The sequence below is a fragment of the Streptomyces sp. NPDC034043 genome, assembly GCF_055575675.1.
Genome location: NZ_JBVISF010000001.1, coordinates 230,887 through 251,030, shown reverse-complemented (window position 1 = coordinate 251,030; position 20,144 = coordinate 230,887). Strand labels below are relative to the sequence as shown.

Genomic DNA, 20,144 nt, shown 5'->3' with positions numbered 1-20,144 from the left:
GCCTCGACGGCACAGCGTACCCGTGATGATCTTCGTTCCGTCCGCCGGTTCCCTCTTCCGGGGGGAAGCCAGGCAAGATGGGGGGCGTGACCCTCATTGATCAGCTCCCGCCGACCGCCGACCCCGACGCCCTCTTCGAGGCCTTCTCCTCGTGGGCGGAGGACCAGGGCATCACCCTGTACCCGGCACAGGAGGAGGCGCTGATCGAGGTCGTCTCCGGCGCGAACGTGATCCTGTCGACCCCGACCGGCTCCGGCAAGAGCCTCGTCGCGGCCGGAGCGCACTTCACCGCGCTGGCCCAGGACAAGGTCACCTTCTACACCGCGCCCATCAAGGCACTGGTGTCGGAGAAGTTCTTCGACCTGTGCAAGCTCTTCGGCACCGAGAACGTCGGCATGCTGACCGGTGACGCGTCCGTGAACGCCGACGCCCCGGTGATCTGCTGCACCGCCGAGGTGCTGGCCTCCATCGCGCTGCGCGACGGCAAGTACGCCGACATCGGCCAGGTCGTGATGGACGAGTTCCACTTCTATGCGGAGCCGGACCGCGGCTGGGCCTGGCAGATCCCGCTGCTGGAACTGCCGCAGGCGCAGTTCGTCCTGATGTCGGCGACCCTCGGCGACGTGAAGCGGTTCGAGGACGACCTGACCCGCCGGACCGGCCGCCCGACCTCGGTGGTCCGCTCCGCGTCCCGGCCCGTACCGCTCTCCTACGAGTACGTGACCACGCCGATCACCGACACCATCACCGAGCTGCTGGAGACCCGGCAGGCGCCCGTCTACATCGTGCACTTCACGCAGGCCCAGGCGGTCGAGCGGGCACAGTCGCTGATGAGCATCAACATGTGCACCCGCGAGGAGAAGGACAAGATCGCGGAGCTGATCGGCAACTTCCGCTTCACCACGAAGTTCGGCCAGAACCTCTCCCGCTACGTCCGCCACGGCATTGGCGTCCACCACGCGGGCATGCTGCCCAAGTACCGGCGCCTCGTCGAGAAGCTGGCCCAGGCCGGCCTGCTGAAGGTCATCTGCGGTACCGACACCCTGGGCGTCGGCGTCAACGTCCCGATCCGCACCGTGCTGTTCACCGCGCTCACCAAGTACGACGGCAACCGGGTCCGCACGCTGCGCGCGCGGGAGTTCCACCAGATCGCCGGACGGGCCGGACGGGCCGGGTTCGACACGGCCGGGTTCGTGGTCGCACAGGCACCCGAGCACGTCATCGAGAACGAGAAGGCCCTCGCGAAGGCCGGCGACGACCCGAAGAAGCGCCGCAAGGTGGTCCGCAAGAAGGCCCCCGAAGGCTTCGTCGCCTGGTCGGACACCACCTTCGAGAAGCTGATCGCCGCCGACCCGGAGCCGCTGACCTCGCGCTTCAAGGTCACCAACATCATGCTGCTCTCGGTGATCGCCCGGCCGGGCGACGCCTTCAAGGCGATGCGCCACCTCCTGGAGGACAACCACGAGCCGCGCAAGGCCCAGCTGCGCCACATCCGCCGGGCCATCGCCATCTACCGCTCGCTGCTGGACGGCGGCGTCGTCGAGAAGCTCGACACCCCGGACGCCGAGGGCCGCACCATCCGGCTCACCGTCGACCTCCAGCAGGACTTCGCGCTGAACCAGCCGCTGTCCACCTTCGCGCTGGCCGCCTTCGAGCTGCTCGACCCGGAATCCCCCTCCTACGCGCTGGACATGGTCTCCGTCGTCGAGTCCACGCTGGACGACCCGCGCCAGATCCTGGCGGCCCAGCAGAACAAGGAGCGGGGCATCGCGGTCGGCGCCATGAAGGCCGACGGGATCGAGTACGAGGAGCGGATGGAGCGCCTCCAGGAGGTGACCTACCCCAAGCCCCTCGAGGAGCTCCTGGTCCACGCCTACGACGTCTACAGCAAGAGCCACCCCTGGGTCCGGGACCACCCGGTCTCGCCGAAGTCGATCATCCGCGACATGTACGAGCGGGCGATGACCTTCACCGAGTTCACCTCCTTCTACGAGCTGGCCCGTACCGAGGGCATCGTGCTGCGCTACCTGGCGAGCGCGTACAAGGCGCTGGACCACACCATCCCCGACGACCTGAAGTCCGAGGACCTCGAGGACCTCATCGCCTGGCTGGGCGAGCTGGTCCGCCAGGTCGACTCCAGCCTCCTCGACGAGTGGGAGCAGCTGGCGAACCCGGAGGTGGAGACGGCCGAACAGGCCCAGGAGAAGGCCGACCAGGTCAAGCCGGTCACGGCCAACTCGCGTGCCTTCCGCGTGCTGGTACGCAACGCGATGTTCCGCCGGGTCGAGCTGGCGGCCCTGGACCACGTCGGTCAGCTGGGCGAGCTGGACGCCGAGTCCGGCTGGGACGCCGACGCCTGGGGCGAGGCCATGGACGCGTACTGGGACGAGTACGACGACCTGGGCACCGGTCCCGACGCGCGCGGCCCGAAGCTGCTCCAGATCGAGGAGGACGCGGCGCACGGCCTGTGGCGCGTCCGCCAGACCTTCGCCGACCCCAACGGCGACCATGGCTGGGGCATCAGCGCCGAGGTCGACCTCGCCGCTTCCGACGAGGAGGGCCGGGCCGTCATCCGGGTCACCTCGGTCGGCGAGCTCGGCGCGCTCTGACCGGAATCCGCAAGCCCCCGCGGGCGGCCCCGCCCGGCCCGCCGGAACCGACAGTGGAGAACCTCTGATGACGAACCCCGCCGAGAGACTGGTCGATCTGCTCGACCTGGAGCAGATCGAGGTCAACATCTTCCGGGGGGTCAGCCCCCAGGAGTCCCTCCAGCGCGTGTTCGGCGGGCAGGTCGCCGGCCAGGCGCTGGTGGCCGCCGGCCGGACCACCGAGAGCGACCGGCCGGTCCACTCTCTGCACGCGTACTTCCTGCGCCCGGGCATCCCCGGGGTTCCGATCGTGTACCAGGTGGAGCGGGTCCGTGACGGGCGCTCCTTCACCACGCGCCGGGTCACCGCCGTCCAGCAGGGCAAGACCATCTTCAACCTGACCGCCTCCTTCCATCACCCGGAGGAGGGCAGCATCGAGCACCAGCTGCCTCCCCGCCTCGACTTCCCCCACCCGGACACGCTCCCGAAGGTCGTGGACGAGATCCGCGAGCACCTGGGCGCGCTGCCCGAGGCGCTGGAGCGGATGGCCCGCCGCCAGCCCTTCGACATCCGGTACGTGGACCGGCTCCGCTGGACCCCCGAGGACCTCAAGGACGCCGACCCGCGCAGCGCGGTGTGGATGCGGGCGGTCGGCCCGCTGGGCGACGACCCGCTCGTGCACACCTGCGCCCTCACCTACGCCAGTGACATGACCCTCCTCGACGCCGTGCGCATCCCCGTCGAGCCGCTGTGGGGCATGCGCGGTTTCGACATGGCCTCGCTGGACCACGCCATGTGGTTCCACCGGCCGTTCCGTGCGGACGAGTGGTTCCTGTACGACCAGGAGTCGCCCATCGCGCACGGCGGTCGTGGCCTGGCCCGCGGCCGCATCTACGACGTGCGGGGCAGGCTGCTGGTCTCCGTGGTCCAGGAGGGCCTCTTCCGCCCGTACCCGGCCGAGAAGTCCAGGCCGGCCGTCTCGCCCCAGTAGCGACCGCGGTCCCGGCGACGCCCGGAGCGGCGTCGGTCCTCGTCTCCTTCCCCCGTCTCCTCACCGAAGAGCTGATCGCACCGATGTCCACCCCGGCCCTCCCCTGCCCCTGCGGGCTGCCCGCCTCCTACGCGGACTGCTGCGGCCGCTTCCACTCCGGCGCCCGGCAGGCGCCGACCGCCGAGCTGCTGATGCGTTCGCGCTTCAGTGCCTTCGCGGTCGGCGACACCGCCTATCTGATGCGCTCCTGGCACCCCTCGACCCGTCCGGACCGGCTCGACCTGTACCCGGACCAGCGCTGGGAGCGCCTGGAGATCCTCGCCACCGAGCGCGGCGGGATGTTCGAGACGGAGGGGTCGGTGGAGTTCCGCGCCCACTACCGCGAGGGCGGCCACACCGGCTCGCTGCAAGAGCACAGCTCCTTCTCCCGCGAAGGCGGGGCCTGGGTCTACGTCGGTCCCCTCTCCCCCGTCGATTTCACCTGACCTCGCGCGCGGGCCAGGGCGAAGTCCAGGCCCGCGCGGTACCACAGGGTCTCCTCCGGTGGCTCGGCCAGCAGCAGTCGCCGGGCCACCGCCGCGGCCGCAGGAACCCGGGAGTGGCCGTAGGGCGGGGGCGGCGCGAGCGCGGCGAGCACGATGCGCTCCGCCGGGTCGGGCGCGGCGGCCCGTACCTCGTCGTCGGGGAGCACCGAGGCCAGTACGGCCGCCCGCTCCCACAGGTCGGTGGTCCGTCTCAGCAGCAGCCCCACATGCCGGCCCCGCCACCTGCGCGGCCGCAGGTCCGCCCCGGCCGCCATCAGCTCCCGGTCCTGCGGGGGCGCGGCCCCGCTGAGCAGGCCCGGCTCCCGGGCGGCGAACTCCCGCAGCTCCGTGGCCAGGTAGAGCCAGACGACGGCCCGGTAGCGGTTGATCCGGTAGCCGACGGGCATGAGGTGCCCGCAGCGCGCGAGCCGGGTGAACCGGCTCGGACCCACCTCCAGCACCCGGGCGGCCGCGTCGGTCCCGGCCATCGTCTCGACCTGGGCGCGGAGCTCCTGCGGGAATCCCGGCGCCGCCCTGACCCGGTCCAGTTCGGCCCGGGTGAAGCGGGCGGCGCCGCTCGCCGCCCGGGGTCCCGCACGGACCAGCCCCAGCTGGACGGCCCGGGCGAACTCGCCCCGGCTCAGCCCCAGTTCTCCGGCCGCGCGGATGCCGCTGAGCGACGGTTCGGGCCGCGCGTCCACTCGTACGTCCGAAGCCGGATCCCGGTCCGGTCCGGTGGACGCGCGCTCCAGCGTCTGCACCTTCATCACAGTCCTCCCCCACACATGGCGATCACTCTGTGTGAAGACCGTAACCAAGGGTGACGCTGTCGCGCGAGGCCTGTGGATAACTCAGCCTCCGGTGATCCGCCGCTCCGCGACCCCCAGGTGCTCGCCGACCCGGTTGACCAGCAGCGTCATCTCGTACGCCACCTGCACGATGTCGGCCTCCGCGGCGCTCAGCGCGCACAGGCAGCTTCCCGAGCCGGCCGCCACGACGAAGAGGAACCCCTCGTCGTACTCGACCATCGTCTGGCGCACCTCACCCGCCCGGAAGTGCCGCCCCGAACCCTTCGCCAGGCTCTGCAAACCGGCCGCGACGGCCGCCAGGTGCTCCGCGTCCTCCCGGGCCAGTCCCGCGCTCGCGGCCGTCACCAGCCCGTCGTTGGACAGGACCACCGCGTGCCGGACCTGCTGGACCCTGCGCGTCAGATCGTCCAGCAACCAGTCGAGCTGCTTGTCCAGTGCCATTTCCAGCCCCTCCCCGTTGACCCGGCCGACGTGGCCGCGCCCCACCCCGCTTGGTCGTCCCGCCAGCCTTCCCCACCAGGGGCTTTCCGGCAAGGAGGACGGACGCATGGCACAGAAGATGACTCAAGAGGACTGCCGGGCGTTCGGCAGGCACTCCACGCGCACCGGAACCCCGTCCACGGACCTGTAGGACGGAAGCCCGCACACCGCTCCCATCTGGTCGGTTCCCGACGGCGGTTCCCCCTCCTTCGCCACCGGCCGGATGACCGTCAAGGGGCGGAATCCGGCCCTGCCCGGGTACCGCGGGTAGCGGGGGCTGGCCCCACCCCCGATCGGCCGGACAGCCGGATGGCCCGGTGGATCCCGTGTCGGCGACGGTGGGGCGGTACCCAGCAAGTCACCTACAGACAAGGCAAGATCGTGCGCATCGTCACGGCCACCGGCGTCGCCCTGGCCCTCGTCGGCGCAGCCGCACCGGCTGCCACCGCCCACCAGCCGGCCACCGACGGAATCTGGCGCACCGATGGCTACGGCACCGTGCTGTCCATCCGGAGCGGAACCCTCCAGGAGTACCAGATCACCGCCGTCAGCTGCATCGCGGCCGACGCCGCTCAACGCACCGGCCCGGGTGCCTACACCACGGCTGGAGGCACCGTCCTCACCGTGCGCACCCGCCGGGACCGCGACCGCGCTTCCCTACGGCTGGACGGAGACGTCGGCGAACGGAACCTGCGCCGGATGACGGCACTGCCCGACGCCTGCAGGCGTCCCGCCCCCGGGGGCCCGCTCGCCTCCTTCGACGTCTTCTGGCAGTCCTTCGAGGAGAACTACCCGTTCTTCGCCGCCAAGGGCATCGACTGGCACGCCGTACGCGACCGCTACCGGCCCACGGTCCACGAAAAGACGACCCCGGACGAACTCTTCGCCGTCTTCAGCAAGATGGTCGAGCCGCTCCGCGACGCCCACGTCGCCGTCTGGGGCGCTGACGGTGACGGCGACGGCGCCCCCGACCGGGCCTTCGCGCAGGTCCGCCCGGGCACCGTCCGGCCCGACGGGAAGCTCGACGCCAAGGTCAAGAAGTTCGTCGTGGAGCGCGACCTCAAGAACGCCCGGACACTCCAGGACTTCGCCGCCGGGCGGATCACCTACGCCGACCTCCCCGGCGGGCAGGGCTACCTGCGGATCTCCGGCTTCGGCGGCTACGCGGGCGGCGCGGCCTCCTACGCCGCCGAGCTGGCCGAGCTCGACAGGGCGCTGGACACGGTCCTCGACCAGGAACGCACCCGGCAGCTGAAGGGCCTGGTCATCGACCTGCGGATCAACGGCGGTGGCTCCGACGCCCTGGGGCTCCACGTCGCCGGGCGGCTGACCGACACCCCGTACCTCGCCTACGCCAAGCGGGCCCGCAACGATCCCGCGGACCCCACCCGGCACACGCGCCCCCAGCCCCTGTACGTCACGCCCGCCCAGGGCCCCCGCTACACCGGACCGGTCGCCGTGCTGACCGGCGGCTCGACCGTCAGCGCGGGAGAGACCTTCACCCAGGCCCTCATGGACCGGCCCGGCAGGACCGTGCGGATCGGGCAGCCCACGCAGGGCGTCTTCTCGGACGTCATGGTGCGCAGGCTCCCCAACGGCATGTCGGTCTGGCTGCCGAACGAGGAGCTGCTGAGCCGGTCGGGCAGGACCTTCGACGGCGCGGGCATCCCGCCGCACCTCACCGAGCCGGTCTTCACCGCGGAGGAGTTCGACCAGAACAAGGACTCGGCCTTCGACCGGGCCGTGACGGTCCTGCGGGACTGGGGTCCGAGGGAAACGCCCTAGGCCCTGTCGTCAAAGTCCCGCCTGGCCCGCGGCCCCCGGCACCGCAGGCCTGACCGGCGCTACTTTGACGACAGGACCTAGTGCCCCACCGAGTCGAGCAGCCGGGCCGTGTGGACCCGGCCGGCGTATTCCACCAGCCTGATCAGCACTTCCTTCCCCGAGTCCTTGTCCCTCGCGTCACACAGCACCACCGGTGTCCCCTGCTCCAGGTCCAGCGCGCGCGCCACCTCGTCCGCGCCGTAGCCGCGGGCGCCGCTGAAGCAGTTGACGGCCACCACGAAGGGGATCCTCCGGTGCTCGAAGTAGTCCACCGCCGGGAAGCAGTCCTCCAGCCGGCGGGTGTCGGCGAGGACGACCGCTCCCAGCGCGCCCTGCGCGAGCTCGTCCCACAGGAACCAGAAGCGGTCCTGGCCCGGGGTCCCGAACAGGTAGAGCGACAGGCCCGCCCTGATGGTGATCCGGCCGAAGTCCATGGCCACGGTGGTCGTGGTCTTGTGGTCCACTCCGCCCGTGTCGTCGACGAACTGGCCCGCCTCGCTCAGCAGCTCCTCGGTGCGCAGCGGCCTGATCTCGCTGACCGCGCCCACGAGCGTGGTCTTGCCGACGCCGAAGCCGCCGGCCACGAGGATCTTCAGGGCCAGCGCGGCAAGTTCCTCCTCGTCGCCGGAACTCCCGGCGCCCGTCGTGCCGTTGTCGTGCGGTCCCATCACAGTGCTCGCAATCCCTCGACGACTTCCCGCAGAATCCGCTCGTCCGGCAGTCGGGCGGGCGGCACCGGCCGGCTGACCCGCACGTGTCCCGCCTCCAGCAGGTCGCCCAGCAGCACCCGCACCACGCCCACCGGGAGGTCCGCCTCGGCGGCGAGCTCCGCGACCGACTGGGTCTCCGAGCGGCAGAGCCCGAGCAGCGTGCGGTGCTCCGGGCCGAGCAGGGCCTCGTCCCCCGCGCCGGCCGCCTCCGGATCGACCACGACCAGGGCGATCAGGTCGAAGCGGACCCCGTGGGGGCCCGGTTTCGTACGCCCTCCGGTCATGGCGTACGGGCGGACGAGCGGGCCCGCCTCGGCGTCGTACCACTGGCCTTCCACGTGCCCGTCCGCCGCCCTCACCCGGCGGCCGGGGGGCGGACCGCGAAGCGGGTCGGCGTGTCCAGGTGTTCGCCGACCCGTCTGACCAGCCGGGCCATCTCGTACGCGATCAGCCCGATATCGGCACGCGCGGCGCTGAGGACGGCCAGACAGGAGCCGTCCCCGGCCGCGGCGACGAAGAGGAACCCCTCGTCCATCTCGACCATCGTCTGGCGTACGCCCCCGGCGTGGAAATGGCGGCCCGCGCCCTTGGCGAGGCTGTGGAAACCGGACGCGACCGCCGCCAGGTGCTCGGCGTCCTCCCGGCTCAGGGCAGTGGAGGAGCCCACCGCCAGCCCGTCGTTGGACAGCACCACCGCGTGCCGGACTTCCCGGACCCGCCGGACGAGGTCGTCCAGCAGCCAGTCCAGTTCGCCGGATCCCCGGATCCCGTCGAGCGCGGTCCTGTGGTGTTCGTTCATCGCACTTCTCCTTCGCTGCCTGCGTGGGGGGAGTCGTCCTGGGAGCCGCGTGCCCACCCCGCCCGGTAGGCGGCCATCCGGTCCCGTGCCTGCTCCGGGCTTCGGTCGGGGGGCTCCGCGGGGGCCCGTGAGCCGGTCGGGGCCCGGCCGGCGGCGGGGGCCTCGCGCAGCTGCGGGACCAGGCTGGCCTGGCGCACCCGGCGCGGCAGTCCGGTCACCGGGGCGGCGGGGACGGCCGGCTCCGGCACGGCCGTCGGCGCGGATGCGGGTGCGGGTGCGGTACGGATGACCGCGCCGCCGGACCCGCGCGGCCGCAGCGGCGCCACCGGGGCGGCGACCGGATCCTGCCGCGGCCCGTCGCCCCGCCCTGAGGCGGGCACGGGCGCCGGCACGTGCACGGGCTCCCGCTCGGCGGCGGGCGGGGCACCGGCCGCCGGCTGGAGCAGGGAGTTGGGCAGCAGCACGACGGCGGTGGTGCCGCCGTAGGGCGAAGGCCTCAGGTGCACCCGGATCCCGTGGCGCGCCGAGAGCCTGCTGACCACGAACAGGCCGAGGCGGTCGCTGTCGAACAGGTCGAGGTCCTCGCAGTGCTCGATCCGGCGGTTGGCCTCCGCGAGTGCCTCGCGGCCCATGCCGAGGCCGCGGTCCTCGACCTCCAGGACGTAACCGGCGCCGACGGGTTCGCCGGTGACCCGGACCGTGGTGTGCGGCGGGGAGAACTGGGCCGCGTTCTCGATCAGTTCGGCGAGCAGATGGGTGAGGTCGGCGACGGACGCGCCGGTGACGGCGGCCTCGGCGAGCCGCCGGACCTCCACGCGCGGGTAGTCCTCGATCTCGGAGACGGCGGCGCGCACGACGTTCGTCAGCGGCACCGGCATCCGCCACGCCCGGCCCGGGGCGGCGCCCGAGAGGATGATCAGGCTTTCCGCGTGGCGGCGCATCCGGGTGGTGAGGTGGTCGAGCTTGAAGAGGTCGCCGAGCTCGCCCGGGTCATCGGCGCGGCGCTCCATCGAGTCGAGGAGGTCGAGCTGTTTGTGGACCAGGACCTGGCTGCGGCGGGCGAGGTTGACGAAGACGCCGCTCACCCCGCCGGCGAGTTCGGCGCGCTCGACGGCGGCGCTGAGGGCGGCCCGGTGGACGGTGGACAGGGCCTCGCCGACCTGGGTGATCTCGTCCTCGGCGGGAGGCCCGGGCGGGGCCTCTTCCTCGACGTCGATGTCGGCGGCTCGTCCGGCCCGGAGCCGTTCCATGGCCTGCGGGAGCTTCCGGTGGGCGATCTCCAGCGCGGTGTTCCGCAGGGCCACCAGCTCCACCACCAGGGCGCGGCCGATGCGCACGGAGATCACCAGCGAGGCGGCGACCGCCACCAGACCCAGCAGGACGGCGGCGCCGGCCGGGCCGAGAGCCCCTCCGGCGAGCGGATCGCCACGCTCGGCGGCCCGGGCGTGCGCGGCCCGCCGTACCTCCCGCATGGACGAGCTCACCGCGGCGTGGGCGGTGTCCCAGCCGACGGGGACCGCGTGCGCCTCACGGGGCGGCGAAGCCGCGGACGCCGCCCCGGCGGGGACGGGAGTGACGGCCAGCGCCTTGTCCTCGGCGGCGGTGAGCTCGGCGTAGGACGCGCCCTTCGAGACGGCGTCCCAGGCGGACCGCTGGTCCGGGGGCAGGTCCCGCGCCGCGGCGACGGTGAGGGTGCGGCGGGTCTCCACGGCGCCGGCCAGGCGGCGCAGCGCGTCGGCGGTGCGGGGGCCGGGCAGGGCGAGGAGCGCGTCCTCCCGGGACAGCAGCTCGCCGGCCCGGGCGAACTCGAGCAGGACCCGTGCGTCGGCGCCGAGTTCGGAGTCGGCGCCACCGGAGAGGGCGCCCTGGGCGGCGAGGGCGGAGTCGGCGACGCGGGTGTAGGTCTCGTAGGCGCCCTCCGGGGTGGCGCGGCGGGCGGTGATGTCCTTCCGGGCATGGCCGAGCGCCTCCGCGGCGGCGACGAAGGCGCCGAGCCGCACGACCGTGTCGGTGCGGTGACCGCCGGAGTCGGCGACGGTGTGGCGGTCGCCGAGACGCAGCCGGCGTACGGCTTCGTCGGTGCGCCGGGCCTGCTGCCCGAGGGCGGACGCCTCGCCGGGGGCGGGGTCGGCCAGGAAGCGGACGGCGGCGCGGCGTTCGGCCTGGATCTCGGCGAGGGCAGCGTCGAGGGGCGCGCGTATCGCGGCGTCGGCCTCGCGGACGCGGCCGAGCCGGGCCATGTCCTGGGCGGTGCCGACGGTGGCGAAGCCCCAGAGGGCGAGCAGCGAGACGACCGGGACCATCAGCAGCGAGACGATCTTCGCCCGGACGGTGGCGGGCCGCAGCCGGGTCCACGGCCCGCCCCGGTCCCGGGCGCCTCCGGCCCGGGCGCCTCCGGCCGGGGCGGGGCGCCGGAACCCGGACTCCGGCGGTTCCGTCGCGGGGGGACCGGCGTGTGCGCGGCGGCCGCGCGAGGCGGGCGCGGGGAGCCGCGGCGGCGCCGGCTCCGGTCTTCTGCGGGGTGTGCGCATGGCTCCTCGTTCCGGGGCGGTACGGATCCACGGGGGGGGTGGGCGGGGTGTCAGCGGGAGGGGACGGTGCCCTCCCCGAGGCGCCGGGCAGTGGGCGCGGACCCGGAGCGCGGCCCCATGCCCGCACCCGCGCCGGGACCGAAGCCACGACCGGACCCCGCATCGGAGCCGTGAGCCGCGGCGGCCGGAGCCGGCGCCCCCGGTGCGGACGCCCGGGCCGACGCCGTCCGCCGGGACGCCGACGCCGCCCGCTCGGACGTCGGCACCGTCCGCCCGTCCGCCGTCCGCTCGTCCGCCGTCGGGGAGAGCGCCACGAAAGCGGCGGTGATGAAGAGGTAGGACCCGAGCCCGACCGCGAGCGGGAAGATGAACTGCATGGCGGTCGCCCCGGGCAGGGCCGCGTCCGAGGGCATGACGCGGACGGCGACGGCCGCCATCCCGGTGTAGTGCATGCTGCTGACGGCGACGCCCATGACGAGGGAGGCGACCGCGACGGCCAGCGGTGAGCTGATGTTGAGGGCGGCCCAGAGCGCGGCGGTCGCGGCGACGACGGCGATGGCGACCGAGAGCCCGACGGTGAGCGGGTCGTACTCGATCCGGCCGTGCAGGCGCAGGGCGGCCATGCCGAGGTAGTGCATGCTCGCGACCCCGAGTCCGGTGGTCAGGCCCCCGAGGACGAGGGAGCGGCGGCGGTCCTTGCCGTAGCCGACGGCGAACACCCCGGTGCCGACGACGGCCATGGCGACGAGCAGGCTGAGGAGGGTCACCGGCACGTCGTAGTGGATCTCGGTGCCGGTGACGTGGAAGCCGAGCATGGCGATGAAGTGCATCGTCCAGATGCCGGTGCCAATGGCGGAGGCGGCGGTGAGGAGCCAGTTGCGGCGGGAGGCGCCGGTCGCGGCGAGTGCGCGGACGGTGCAGCGCAACCCCAGGGCGGCGCCGATCGATGCCATCACATATGACAGTGCGGGTGTCAGCCAGCCATAGGCGGCGTGGTCCAGGTGTCCCATGGCCACGGGACGCTAGTCCGGGTGAGGGCGCGAACAAGGGGAGCATTTCGAAAGCAGCTGTAACTGCTGGAATATGACAGAGAGACGTTCATCTCCGATCACACCACGTGCCACCTTGCGCACGGTCCGCAAGGGCCGGGGCCAGTGCGGGATCATGGAGGCATGAGCCGTATGAGCCGTACGAACGAAGACCACCCACACGTGCAGGAGTTCTTCGGGGCACGCGCAGCCGCCTGGGACAGCAAGTTCCCGGACGACGGGCCCGCCTTCGCGACCGCCGTGGCGGAGTTCGGTGTGGGGCCCGGGGACCGGGTGCTCGACGCGGGCTGCGGGACGGGCCGGGCACTGGTCCCGCTCCGGGCGGCCGTCGGGCCGTCCGGAACCGTGATCGGCGCGGACCTGACCGAGGAGATGCTGACCGAGGCGCGGCGCGCCGGGCGCGACCGCGCGGGGGCGCTGCTGCGCGCCGACGTGGCCCGGCTGCCACTGCGCGACGGGGCGCTGGACGCGGTCTTCGCCGCCGGGCTGATCGCCCACCTGCCCGATCCCGCCGCGAACCTGCGCGAGCTCGCCCGCGTCGTCCGCCCGGGCGGCCGGCTCGCACTCTTTCACCCGATCGGGAGAGTCGCGCTCGCCGCGCGCCACGGCCGCGAGCTGACCCCGGACGATCTGCGGGCCGAGCACAACCTGGGCCCGCTGCTGTCCGGTTCCGGCTGGCGGATGACCTCCTACGCCGACGAGGACACCCGCTTCCTGGTCCTGGCCGAGCGCGTCCGGTAATCGGCACGACGCCCGGGGAGACCATTTTCGTACGCCGGCCCGCGCGCCCGCACCCGCCCGGCCCCGGGGGCTACGCCGGGGGCTGGGCCTCGGCTCCGGCCGGACGGCGCGGGTGCGGCACGGGGCAGCCGCCCGCGCCGGGCACGGGGAAGGTGCCGAGCTCGCCGACGTCGTAGCCGTCGCGGTATCCCTTGATCTCCGGGTTCTGGCGGGCGTAGTGGGGGGCCGTGCGCGGGGGCAGCAGCCGTACCGCGCGGCCTCGCAGCCGGAGGGCGCCCCGGACCAGCCGCCGGACGGCGGGGCTCGGGGTCTCGTACCGGAAGGCGCTCAGCAGCGGCTCGTCGAGCAGGGCGAGGCTCGCGCCGCGCACCGCGGGGGCGAGGGGCGCCGGGTACCAGGAGGCCATCAGGTCGAGGGTGGAGTCGGCGACCTCGCGGCCCCCCTCGTCCCAGCCGAAGTGGGCTTCCTCGTAGGCGTTCAGGGTGGCCTCGAACTCCTCGTAGGAGCCCGGGATGTCCGTGATGCCCATGCGTCGGCCGAGTGCGGTGTAGTAGTTGGCGCAGGCCCGGCGCTCGTGGTGGGTCAGCGGGCGCCAGCCGTAGACGTCGAGCCAGCGTGCGGGAATCACCACGAACGTGCACAGGACGTAGCGCATGTCGTCGTTGGAGATGTCGTAGCTGCGGTGCATCTGGTTGACGCGGCGGATCGCGGTGCGCGCCGTGTCGCTCTCGAAACCGTGCTCCACGACGGCGTCGAGGAGCAGCGCGGTGTCGTCGTAACGCTTCTGCGCGCGGTCGGTGAACTCGGCGGTCTCGGCGAGGAGCGCGCCGATGGAGGGGACGGCGTAGGTCCGGAAGAGGGCGAGCTCGAGGGCGCGGGTGAAGTCCCAGGGGAACTCGTAGGTGGCGGTGAGCCGGTAGATGGCCAGGAAGTCCTGGTCGGGGTCGAGCCGGAGGATCTCCCTCAGCCGGTCGTAACGCTGCACCGGACTCCCTTTCTGTGGCGGGGCCCCAACTCTACGTGCAGGTAGCGGCCTTGGAAATCGTCCCCCGTCGGGTCTCGACGTGCGAGTTACCCGCTGGTTAAGGTGCGCCGACGAGAACGCGATCGGGAGGCCACGTGTCCGACGAGGAGGACGGGGGCTCGCTGTACGTGCTGACGGCCGTGCTGCTGACCCCCACGCAGTTCCCGGCGGTGCTCGGCGACGATTTCCCGGAGGCCTGCGCGCTGCTGGGGGTACCGCCGGTCGCCGACGGGTACGGGCTGGTGCTGGGACAGGACGAGGAGGGCGCGCGCTGGACGGTCGTCGTGGACGACGTCTCGCTCGTGGCCGCCGCCATCGCCTCCTGGGACTGCGGCATGGACTACGACCTGTCGCCCGACGAGCGCACGATCGTGGCCTCGCTGGCGGGCTGGCCGCTGGAGCTGACGGTGTCGACGGCGGGCATTCCGGAGCCCCACGACCCGGAGCAGGGCGCGGACGGCACGGGTCGGGTGCCGCTGTCACCCCCCTCGGCGCAGGGTTGGGGGCCGGTGCAGCGGCGTCTGGGCGCGGACCAGGTCGGCCGGGAGTGGGCGGACTGGAGCGAGCGCGTCGCGGAGGACGGCGGGGCGGCGGCAGCCGTGCACCCCGGGCTCGCGCGGGCGCTGCGGGAGGCCGCCGGTTACGCCCGGCAGGCACCGCCGCCGGGGCGGGTCCGGTCGGCCTTCGCGGGCGAGGGCGTACGGGCGCTGCGGGCCGACGGGCCGGGCTGGTCGCTGGTGGCCCGGACCGGCGGCCCGGCCTTCGTCCTGCTGGACGAGGAACCGGGCGCGGTCCTGGCCGTCCCCAGCGAGGGGAACTCCGGGCTGCCGGAGCTGGCCGGCCTGCTGGCCGCACTGGACGGCGTGGCCGTACGGCCGGCCTGAGCGCGCCCGGTACGGAACACGGGAAAGGGAGACGGGGGCACGCGATGGTGGAGTCGCAGCCGGTGGGCGTGGTGGTCGGCGGCCGGGCGGAAGTCGTCGACGACGACTGGGGACGGGAGCGGGCGGTGATCCGGCTGGACTCCGGCCGGTTCGGCCCCGAAGCCCTCTACGGACTGGAGGACTTCTCGCACGTCGAGGTCGTCTACCACTTCGACCGGGTGCCGGTGGAGAAGATCGAGACGGGCGCCCGGCACCCGCGGGGGAACCGGGACTGGCCCCTGGTGGGCATCTTCGCCCAGCGCGGCAAGAACCGTCCCAACCGCATCGGCCTGTCACGGTGCAGGGTGCTGAAGGTGGACGGCCTGGACGTGCACGTCGAGGGCCTGGACGCGGTGGACGGCACCCCCGTGCTCGACCTCAAGCCGTACATGGAGGAATTCGGCCCGCGCGGCGAGACCCGCCAGCCGGAGTGGTCGACGGCCCTGATGCGGGACTACTACTGACCGTCGCTCCCACCACGGGGCCCGCCGCCGCGCCCCCTCCCGTCAGACGCGCTCGAGCGGTATGTACGGCAGCGGCGGGAGGGTGGCGGTGATGGTGTCACCGGGGCGGACCGTGCCGCCCCGGTGGACCACGCCCATGATCCCGGCCTTGCGGACCACGCGGCCCTCCTCGTCCCGGCCGACGACCTGCCTGAGCAGGCCGTCCTGGAAGGCGTTGATCTGCGGGCACGGGTTGCGCAGGCCCGTCACCTCCACCACCGCCTCCTCGCCCAGGTGCAGCAGCGTCCCCGTCGGCAGGGCGAGCAGGTCCATGCCCTCGGTGGTCACGTTCTCCCCGAGCCGGCCCGGCTCGACGCCGAAGCCCGCTTCCGCCACCTCGTCGAACAGTTCCCGGTGTATCAGGTGCACCTGACGGAGGTTCGGCCGCGTCGGGTCCTGGGCCACGCGGGAGCGGTGCTTGACGGTGACCCCGGCGTGCACGTCGCCTTCGACGCCGAGGCCGGCGAGGAGCGTGATGCTCTCCCGGTTCGGCTTGCTGAACGAGTACACGGCATTGCTGCTGACGGCCACGACGCGCGCGGCCTGCGCCCTCTCTCCCGCGACGACGTGCTCGGTGCTGACGTGCCCGGTGCTGACGTGCTCGGTGCTGACGTGCTCGGTGCTGTGCTCGTGCTCGGTGGTGCTCATGAGAAAGGCCTGCGTCCCCCCTGCCGCCCCCGGCGGCCCGCGAATGCTTCCGCCATGGTCAACGCGCCGGGACCGGAGGCGGTTCCCCGGGGTCCGTACTCAGCGTGCCTCCAGCAGCGCCGAGAGGGCCGCCAGGTCCTTGCGCTGGGCGCGGCGCATGGCGGCCGTGATCACGGGGGCCCCGAGCGAGGCGAATCCGCTGGGCTCGCCCCGGTTGCGCAGGGTCATGCGGGTGCGGTCCGGGTGTTCCCCGTACGGCTCCCACGTGTAGGTGGTCTCCATGGGGAACGGCCCCCGCTCCGTCCGCATCACCATCCGGCGCCCGGGCTCGTACGCGGTGATCTCGTACGTGTAGGCCAGCCGTCTGCCGAGGAAGCGGGCGACGAAGGCGATCCTGGAGCCGATCGCCACGGGTGGCGGCGTCCGCCATTCGACGGAGGTGATGTTGACGTACCACGCGGGCGCGTTCGCGGGATCGGCCGCGTAGGCGGCGACCCGGGCGCAGGGGGCGGCGATGACGGCCTCGGTCAGGACGTCGACCTTCATCGGAGCCTCCGGGACGGCGAGGACGGGGCGTGGTTCCAGGATGTCAGGGGTTCACGGACCGGCCCCGTCCGCCACCACCGGTGGGCCGCGTCGCGCACGCGGCGGCGAGCACCGGGCATCGGGTACCGGGCGCCGGGTGCGCGTCCGCCACCCGCTTCGTGCGCGAGCGATGAGTCCGGGCGGCGGGCCGGGTCTGCCCCGGCATGACTCGAATCATCGCTGGGGACTCCCGTCACGACCGGGGCCACCCGCTGACACCGCGCCTCGGGCCCGTCGCGCCGGGCGCCGGAACACCGCTGTCCGCCCACGACCGGCCGGGGGTGATCCGGTGACCACGGTCGACGTCAACGGGATCGCCTTGGGCATCGAGTCGTTCGGTGACGACGACGCGCCCCTCGTCCTGCTCGCGGGCGGACCGACGATGCTCTCCTGGCCGGACGCGCTGTGCGAGCGCCTCGCCGCCGGCGGGTGCCGGGCGGTGCGCTACGACCTGCGCGACAGCGGCGAGTCGACCACGGCGGATCCGGAGGCGCCCGCCTACACCCTGCGCGACCTCGCCGCCGACGCGGCGGCCCTCTCCGGCGCGCTCGGTGGCGGGTCCGCGCACCTCGCGGGGATCGGCGTCGGCGGGATGGTCGCCCAGGTGGCCGTGCTCGACCATCCGGGCGCGTTCTCCGCGCTCACCCTGGCCGGCACCCGCGCCGTCGCCCCTGGTCCGCCCGACGACGACCTTCCCGACCACGACCGGGCGACGATGAGCCGGCTGTTCGCGCGTCCGCTGCCGGACTGGAGCGACCGCGGGGCCGTCGCGGAGTTCGCCGCCACGGGCGCGGAGATCCGCGGAGACGACCCCGTCGCCGCGCGGGCGGTCGCCGCGCGCGTCTGGGACCGCACGCCCGGCACCGCGCCCCCGGTGCAGATGGCCAACCAGTTGGGCATGGTGTTCTCCAGGCTCGACTGCGCACCCCGCTGGCGCGAACGCCTGCCCGGGATCGCGGTCCCCACGCTCGTCGTCCACGGCCGCCGCGACCGGTTCTTCCCCGTCGGCCACGGCGAGGCCATCGCACGCGAGATCCCCGGGGCACGGCTGCTCGTCCTCGACGCGGCCGCCACCGCGATCCCCGAAGCGGCGGTCGGCGAGGTCGCGGAGGCGATGCTCACGCTCGGACGGGGGACGACACCGCGCGCGCAGGGCGCTGCACGCCGGGGGAAGCCCGGGAAGGCGGGGGCTACGCGGCCTGCTCCGGCCGCAGAACGGCCTCCGGGGTGAGGGTGCGCCGTACGAGCCGGTCGGCGACCTCGGTCGGGCGCCGGCCGTGCGCCGCCGCGTACGCCGTGAGGTGTTGGACGCCTCGGCCGGGGTGACGCCCGTCGCGGCCGCGATCATGCCGGCCGCGGTGTCCACCACCGCCTTGCCGGAGAGGGCGCTCTGGCGGTGGGTGCGCGGGCGAGCAGGTTGAGGGCTCCGACCTGCTGGCGGCGCACCGCAGGGGCAGGGCGTGCGCGGCCCGGTATGCGGCGGCGGCCGCGAGGGGCGTGAAGCCCGGCCAGCGGTCCTCGTGCTCGGCGAGGACCGGCGCGGCCAGTGCGATCGCCGTGCGGCACGGCCCGTCCCCGAGGGTGTACTGCGCGTCGGCCAGCCTGGCGGCCCGCTCGTCGGAGGACCACCACAGCACGCGCGCGTCCGCGTCCCCGGCGAGGGAAACGGACGCACCGGTGATGTCCAGCAGATGGAGGCAGGCACGGCACAGCGCGGCGGGGGCGCGCCCCGTCGCGGCACGCCCGCCACGGCCCCCGCGGAGGCCTCGGGCAGCCGCCGTACGCGGGCGGCCGCACCGTCCGCGCGGACCGCGGGGCGCGGGGCAGCCGTGCCGCCGGCCCGTACGCGCGGGCCCGCCGGCGGCTCAGGCCGGGGCCTCCAGACGGGCCAGGAGCCGGCTCCGGTGGAGGTCCGCCACCGGGGCCAGCAGGTCGGGATGGCGCAGCAGCTCCGCGCCCCGGTGGTCGTACGGGTCCGGCTCGGTCAGCCGGCGGAAGGAGACGGGCACCGCCCCCACGTGCTCCGTGCCGGTGACCGCCCGCGCCGCCGCCTCGGCGAGGGACGGCGTACCCAGCAGGCAGGCGGCCCAGCTGGCGACCACCTCGTCCACCCAGGTCCGCCAGGCGACGGCCCGCGGGTCGGCGGTCTCCGCCGCGCGGGCGAAGTCGGAGCCGGTGATCCAGTCGAGTCTGCCCGAGCCGCCGGGCCCGGTCAGGGCAACCAGGTGGACGTCGAGCCGCGTCGGATAGCGGAGCCAGGCGGCGAGCGTGACGGCCTGGCGGGACTGGGCCTGGGCGAGGCCCCGCTGGAGCGCGCCGCGCCCGGACGGGTACGCGCGGTCGAACCACTGCGCCGTGGCCGCGATGAGCGGCGCCAGCGCGCTGTCCGTGGACACGGCGGCCTCCAGGGCGGGGTGCGGGCTTCCTCCCCTCACCTTAATGACCGAATAAATGACATCGGAACGGAAAGGCGCGGCTTATTCCGACCGATCGAGGAGGGACACGATGGGACACGGCGGCGACGTCATCGCAGAGCTGACCACCGACCACCGGGAAGTGGAGGAGATCTTCGGCAAGATGGAAGCCCTGCCTCCGGGCGATGCCCGCAGGAAGGAGTACGCAGACCAGGCGATCATGGAACTGGTCCGCCACTCCGTGGCGGAGGAGTCCTATCTGTACCCGGCCGTACGGGAGCAGCTGCCGAACGGCGACGCGCTGGCCGACAAGGAGCTCGCGGACCACGCCGCGGCCGAGCGCGTCATGAAGGACCTGGAGGGCTGCGAGGCGGATGACCCCCGCTTCGACGTGCTGGCAGCGAAGCTGATGGCGGAGATCCGCGAGCACATGGCCGACGAGGAGCAGAACCTGTTCCCCCGGCTGCGGACCGCGTGCGGCCCGGAGATGCTCGGCACGCTGGGTGACAAGGTCCGGACGGCGAAGAAGACCGCGCCGACCCGGCCGCACCCTTCAGCTCCCGACACTCCGCCCGCCAACAAGCTCCTGGCGCCGGGCATGGGGCTGGTGGACCGCTTGCGCGACGCGATGAGCGGGCGCGGCAAGGAGTCCTGACACCGCTCGCGGGCCGGCGCTCCCGGCCACAGGAGGGAGCCGTGCGCGGCACGGCTCCCTCCGCCGCGTTCAGGTGCGCAGACGGCTGTTGGCGCCGTCGTGTCCGTCGGCGCCCTCGTCGTTGAACCAGTAGTCCCCGGCGGCCAGGTACCGGAAGGCGTGGGTGGCCTTCGCCGGAAGCTCGACGGTCACCGCTCGCCTGCCGTCGGGGCGGGGTGCGAGCACGTGCGTGCCCGGCCGCCAGTCGTTGAACGTGCCCACGACGCTGACCGGCCCCGGCGGGTCACCCTCGGGCAGCACGAAGGTGACCTCGGTGGCGTTCTTGCGACGCCTTCTTTCCAGCACG

21 protein-coding genes and 1 pseudogene are annotated in these 20,144 nt (G+C 73.7%); 9 read left to right on the top strand and 13 right to left on the bottom strand.

The annotated features are described in order from the left end of the window. The first annotated feature begins 86 nt into the window (after positions 1-86). The 3 genes from ACZ51S_RS01490 (at position 87) to ACZ51S_RS01480 (ending at position 4,064) form a co-directional block, all read left to right on the top strand. A complete protein-coding gene (locus tag ACZ51S_RS01490; protein WP_468476111.1) occupies positions 87-2,609 on the top strand; it encodes a DEAD/DEAH box helicase in 2,523 nt (840 codons plus the stop codon). A gap of 67 nt (positions 2,610-2,676) precedes the next feature. Then, on the top strand, positions 2,677-3,579 hold the full coding sequence (locus ACZ51S_RS01485) for an acyl-CoA thioesterase (RefSeq protein WP_468476110.1): 903 nt from the start codon (positions 2,677-2,679) through the stop codon (positions 3,577-3,579). An 83-nt stretch (positions 3,580-3,662) separates the two neighbouring features. Further along, entirely contained in the window at positions 3,663-4,064 is a 402-nt protein-coding gene (locus ACZ51S_RS01480; RefSeq protein ID WP_468959239.1) for a YchJ family protein, read from the top strand. Here ACZ51S_RS01480 and ACZ51S_RS01475 read toward each other — a convergent pair. Both ACZ51S_RS01475 and ACZ51S_RS01470 read right to left on the bottom strand, forming a co-directional pair. Beyond that, positions 4,028-4,870: a DUF6397 family protein gene (locus ACZ51S_RS01475; RefSeq protein WP_468959236.1), complete on the bottom strand. Its 843-nt coding sequence runs from the start codon at positions 4,868-4,870 to the stop codon at positions 4,028-4,030. The two genes, ACZ51S_RS01480 and ACZ51S_RS01475, sit on opposite strands and share 37 nt — an antisense overlap. A gap of 84 nt (positions 4,871-4,954) precedes the next feature. Then, positions 4,955-5,353 carry a roadblock/LC7 domain-containing protein gene (locus ACZ51S_RS01470; RefSeq protein WP_042800536.1) on the bottom strand — a complete coding sequence of 133 codons (399 nt, stop codon included), beginning with the start codon at positions 5,351-5,353 and terminating at the stop codon, positions 4,955-4,957. Positions 5,354-5,773: 420 nt separating this feature from the next. Here ACZ51S_RS01470 and ACZ51S_RS01465 point away from each other — a divergent pair, with 420 nt between their 5' ends. Beyond that, positions 5,774-7,177, top strand: a complete 1,404-nt coding sequence (locus ACZ51S_RS01465; protein ID WP_468959234.1) for a S41 family peptidase — start codon at positions 5,774-5,776, stop codon at positions 7,175-7,177. A gap of 77 nt (positions 7,178-7,254) precedes the next feature. Here ACZ51S_RS01465 and ACZ51S_RS01460 read toward each other — a convergent pair whose 3' ends face one another. The 5 genes and pseudogenes from ACZ51S_RS01460 to ACZ51S_RS01440 form a co-directional block, all read right to left on the bottom strand. After that, on the bottom strand, positions 7,255-7,884 hold the full coding sequence (locus ACZ51S_RS01460) for a GTP-binding protein (RefSeq protein WP_468885327.1): 630 nt from the start codon (positions 7,882-7,884) through the stop codon (positions 7,255-7,257). Next, positions 7,884-8,264, bottom strand: a complete 381-nt coding sequence (locus ACZ51S_RS01455; protein ID WP_467884129.1) for a DUF742 domain-containing protein — start codon at positions 8,262-8,264, stop codon at positions 7,884-7,886. The genes ACZ51S_RS01460 and ACZ51S_RS01455 overlap by 1 nt, the downstream gene beginning before the upstream one ends. Before the next feature lie 17 nt (positions 8,265-8,281). Next, positions 8,282-8,725, bottom strand: coding sequence for a roadblock/LC7 domain-containing protein (locus tag ACZ51S_RS01450; protein ID WP_468476105.1), 444 nt, complete (start codon positions 8,723-8,725; stop codon positions 8,282-8,284). Further along, positions 8,722-11,256, bottom strand: coding sequence for a sensor histidine kinase (locus ACZ51S_RS01445; protein WP_468959232.1), 2,535 nt, complete (start codon positions 11,254-11,256; stop codon positions 8,722-8,724). The genes ACZ51S_RS01450 and ACZ51S_RS01445 overlap by 4 nt, the downstream gene beginning before the upstream one ends. 245 nt (positions 11,257-11,501) lie before the next feature. Further along, positions 11,502-12,266, bottom strand: a pseudogene (locus tag ACZ51S_RS01440) (MHYT domain-containing protein); the annotation flags it as partial. A 171-nt stretch (positions 12,267-12,437) separates the two neighbouring features. Here ACZ51S_RS01440 and ACZ51S_RS01435 point away from each other — a divergent pair. After that, the gene (locus ACZ51S_RS01435) at positions 12,438-13,046 is read left to right on the top strand and encodes a class I SAM-dependent methyltransferase (protein ID WP_468959665.1); all 609 of its coding nucleotides are present in this window, start codon (positions 12,438-12,440) and stop codon (positions 13,044-13,046) included. A 70-nt stretch (positions 13,047-13,116) separates the two neighbouring features. Here ACZ51S_RS01435 and ACZ51S_RS01430 read toward each other — a convergent pair whose 3' ends face one another. Further along, on the bottom strand, positions 13,117-14,031 hold the full coding sequence (locus ACZ51S_RS01430; RefSeq protein ID WP_468476103.1) for an oxygenase MpaB family protein: 915 nt from the start codon (positions 14,029-14,031) through the stop codon (positions 13,117-13,119). A 134-nt stretch (positions 14,032-14,165) separates the two neighbouring features. Here ACZ51S_RS01430 and ACZ51S_RS01425 point away from each other — a divergent pair, with 134 nt between their 5' ends. Both ACZ51S_RS01425 and ACZ51S_RS01420 read left to right on the top strand, forming a co-directional pair. Then, on the top strand, positions 14,166-14,954 hold the full coding sequence (locus ACZ51S_RS01425; RefSeq protein ID WP_468476102.1) for a hypothetical protein: 789 nt from the start codon (positions 14,166-14,168) through the stop codon (positions 14,952-14,954). Between the two features lie 44 nt (positions 14,955-14,998). Continuing rightward, positions 14,999-15,457 (top strand): SAM-dependent methyltransferase, encoded by a 459-nt coding sequence (locus ACZ51S_RS01420; protein WP_468476101.1) that lies wholly within the window; start codon positions 14,999-15,001, stop codon positions 15,455-15,457. Between the two features lie 42 nt (positions 15,458-15,499). Here the strand turns inward: ACZ51S_RS01420 and ACZ51S_RS01415 are convergent, their stop codons facing one another. Together ACZ51S_RS01415 and ACZ51S_RS01410 are read right to left on the bottom strand one after the other, a co-directional pair. Then, on the bottom strand, positions 15,500-16,144 hold the full coding sequence (locus ACZ51S_RS01415; protein ID WP_468959230.1) for an MOSC domain-containing protein: 645 nt from the start codon (positions 16,142-16,144) through the stop codon (positions 15,500-15,502). A 99-nt stretch (positions 16,145-16,243) separates the two neighbouring features. Further along, positions 16,244-16,690 (bottom strand): SRPBCC family protein, encoded by a 447-nt coding sequence (locus ACZ51S_RS01410; protein WP_468476099.1) that lies wholly within the window; start codon positions 16,688-16,690, stop codon positions 16,244-16,246. A gap of 328 nt (positions 16,691-17,018) precedes the next feature. On the opposite strand from ACZ51S_RS01410, the gene ACZ51S_RS01405 reads away from it, so the two are divergent. Beyond that, positions 17,019-17,960: an alpha/beta fold hydrolase gene (locus ACZ51S_RS01405; RefSeq protein WP_468801726.1), complete on the top strand. Its 942-nt coding sequence runs from the start codon at positions 17,019-17,021 to the stop codon at positions 17,958-17,960. Here ACZ51S_RS01405 and ACZ51S_RS01400 read toward each other — a convergent pair. Continuing rightward, entirely contained in the window at positions 17,920-18,366 is a 447-nt protein-coding gene (locus ACZ51S_RS01400; protein WP_468959228.1) for a hypothetical protein, read from the bottom strand. The two genes, ACZ51S_RS01405 and ACZ51S_RS01400, sit on opposite strands and share 41 nt — an antisense overlap. Positions 18,367-18,594: 228 nt before the next feature. Beyond that, positions 18,595-19,125, bottom strand: a complete 531-nt coding sequence (locus ACZ51S_RS01395; RefSeq protein WP_468476096.1) for a hypothetical protein — start codon at positions 19,123-19,125, stop codon at positions 18,595-18,597. Between the two features lie 109 nt (positions 19,126-19,234). On the opposite strand from ACZ51S_RS01395, the gene ACZ51S_RS01390 reads away from it, so the two are divergent. Continuing rightward, positions 19,235-19,798: a hemerythrin domain-containing protein gene (locus ACZ51S_RS01390; RefSeq protein WP_468959226.1), complete on the top strand. Its 564-nt coding sequence runs from the start codon at positions 19,235-19,237 to the stop codon at positions 19,796-19,798. Between the two features lie 69 nt (positions 19,799-19,867). On the opposite strand, the gene ACZ51S_RS01385 is transcribed toward ACZ51S_RS01390, so the two are convergent. Beyond that, on the bottom strand, positions 19,868-20,143 hold the full coding sequence (locus ACZ51S_RS01385; protein WP_468476094.1) for an isoamylase early set domain-containing protein: 276 nt from the start codon (positions 20,141-20,143) through the stop codon (positions 19,868-19,870). Position 20,144: the final 1 nt, after the last annotated feature.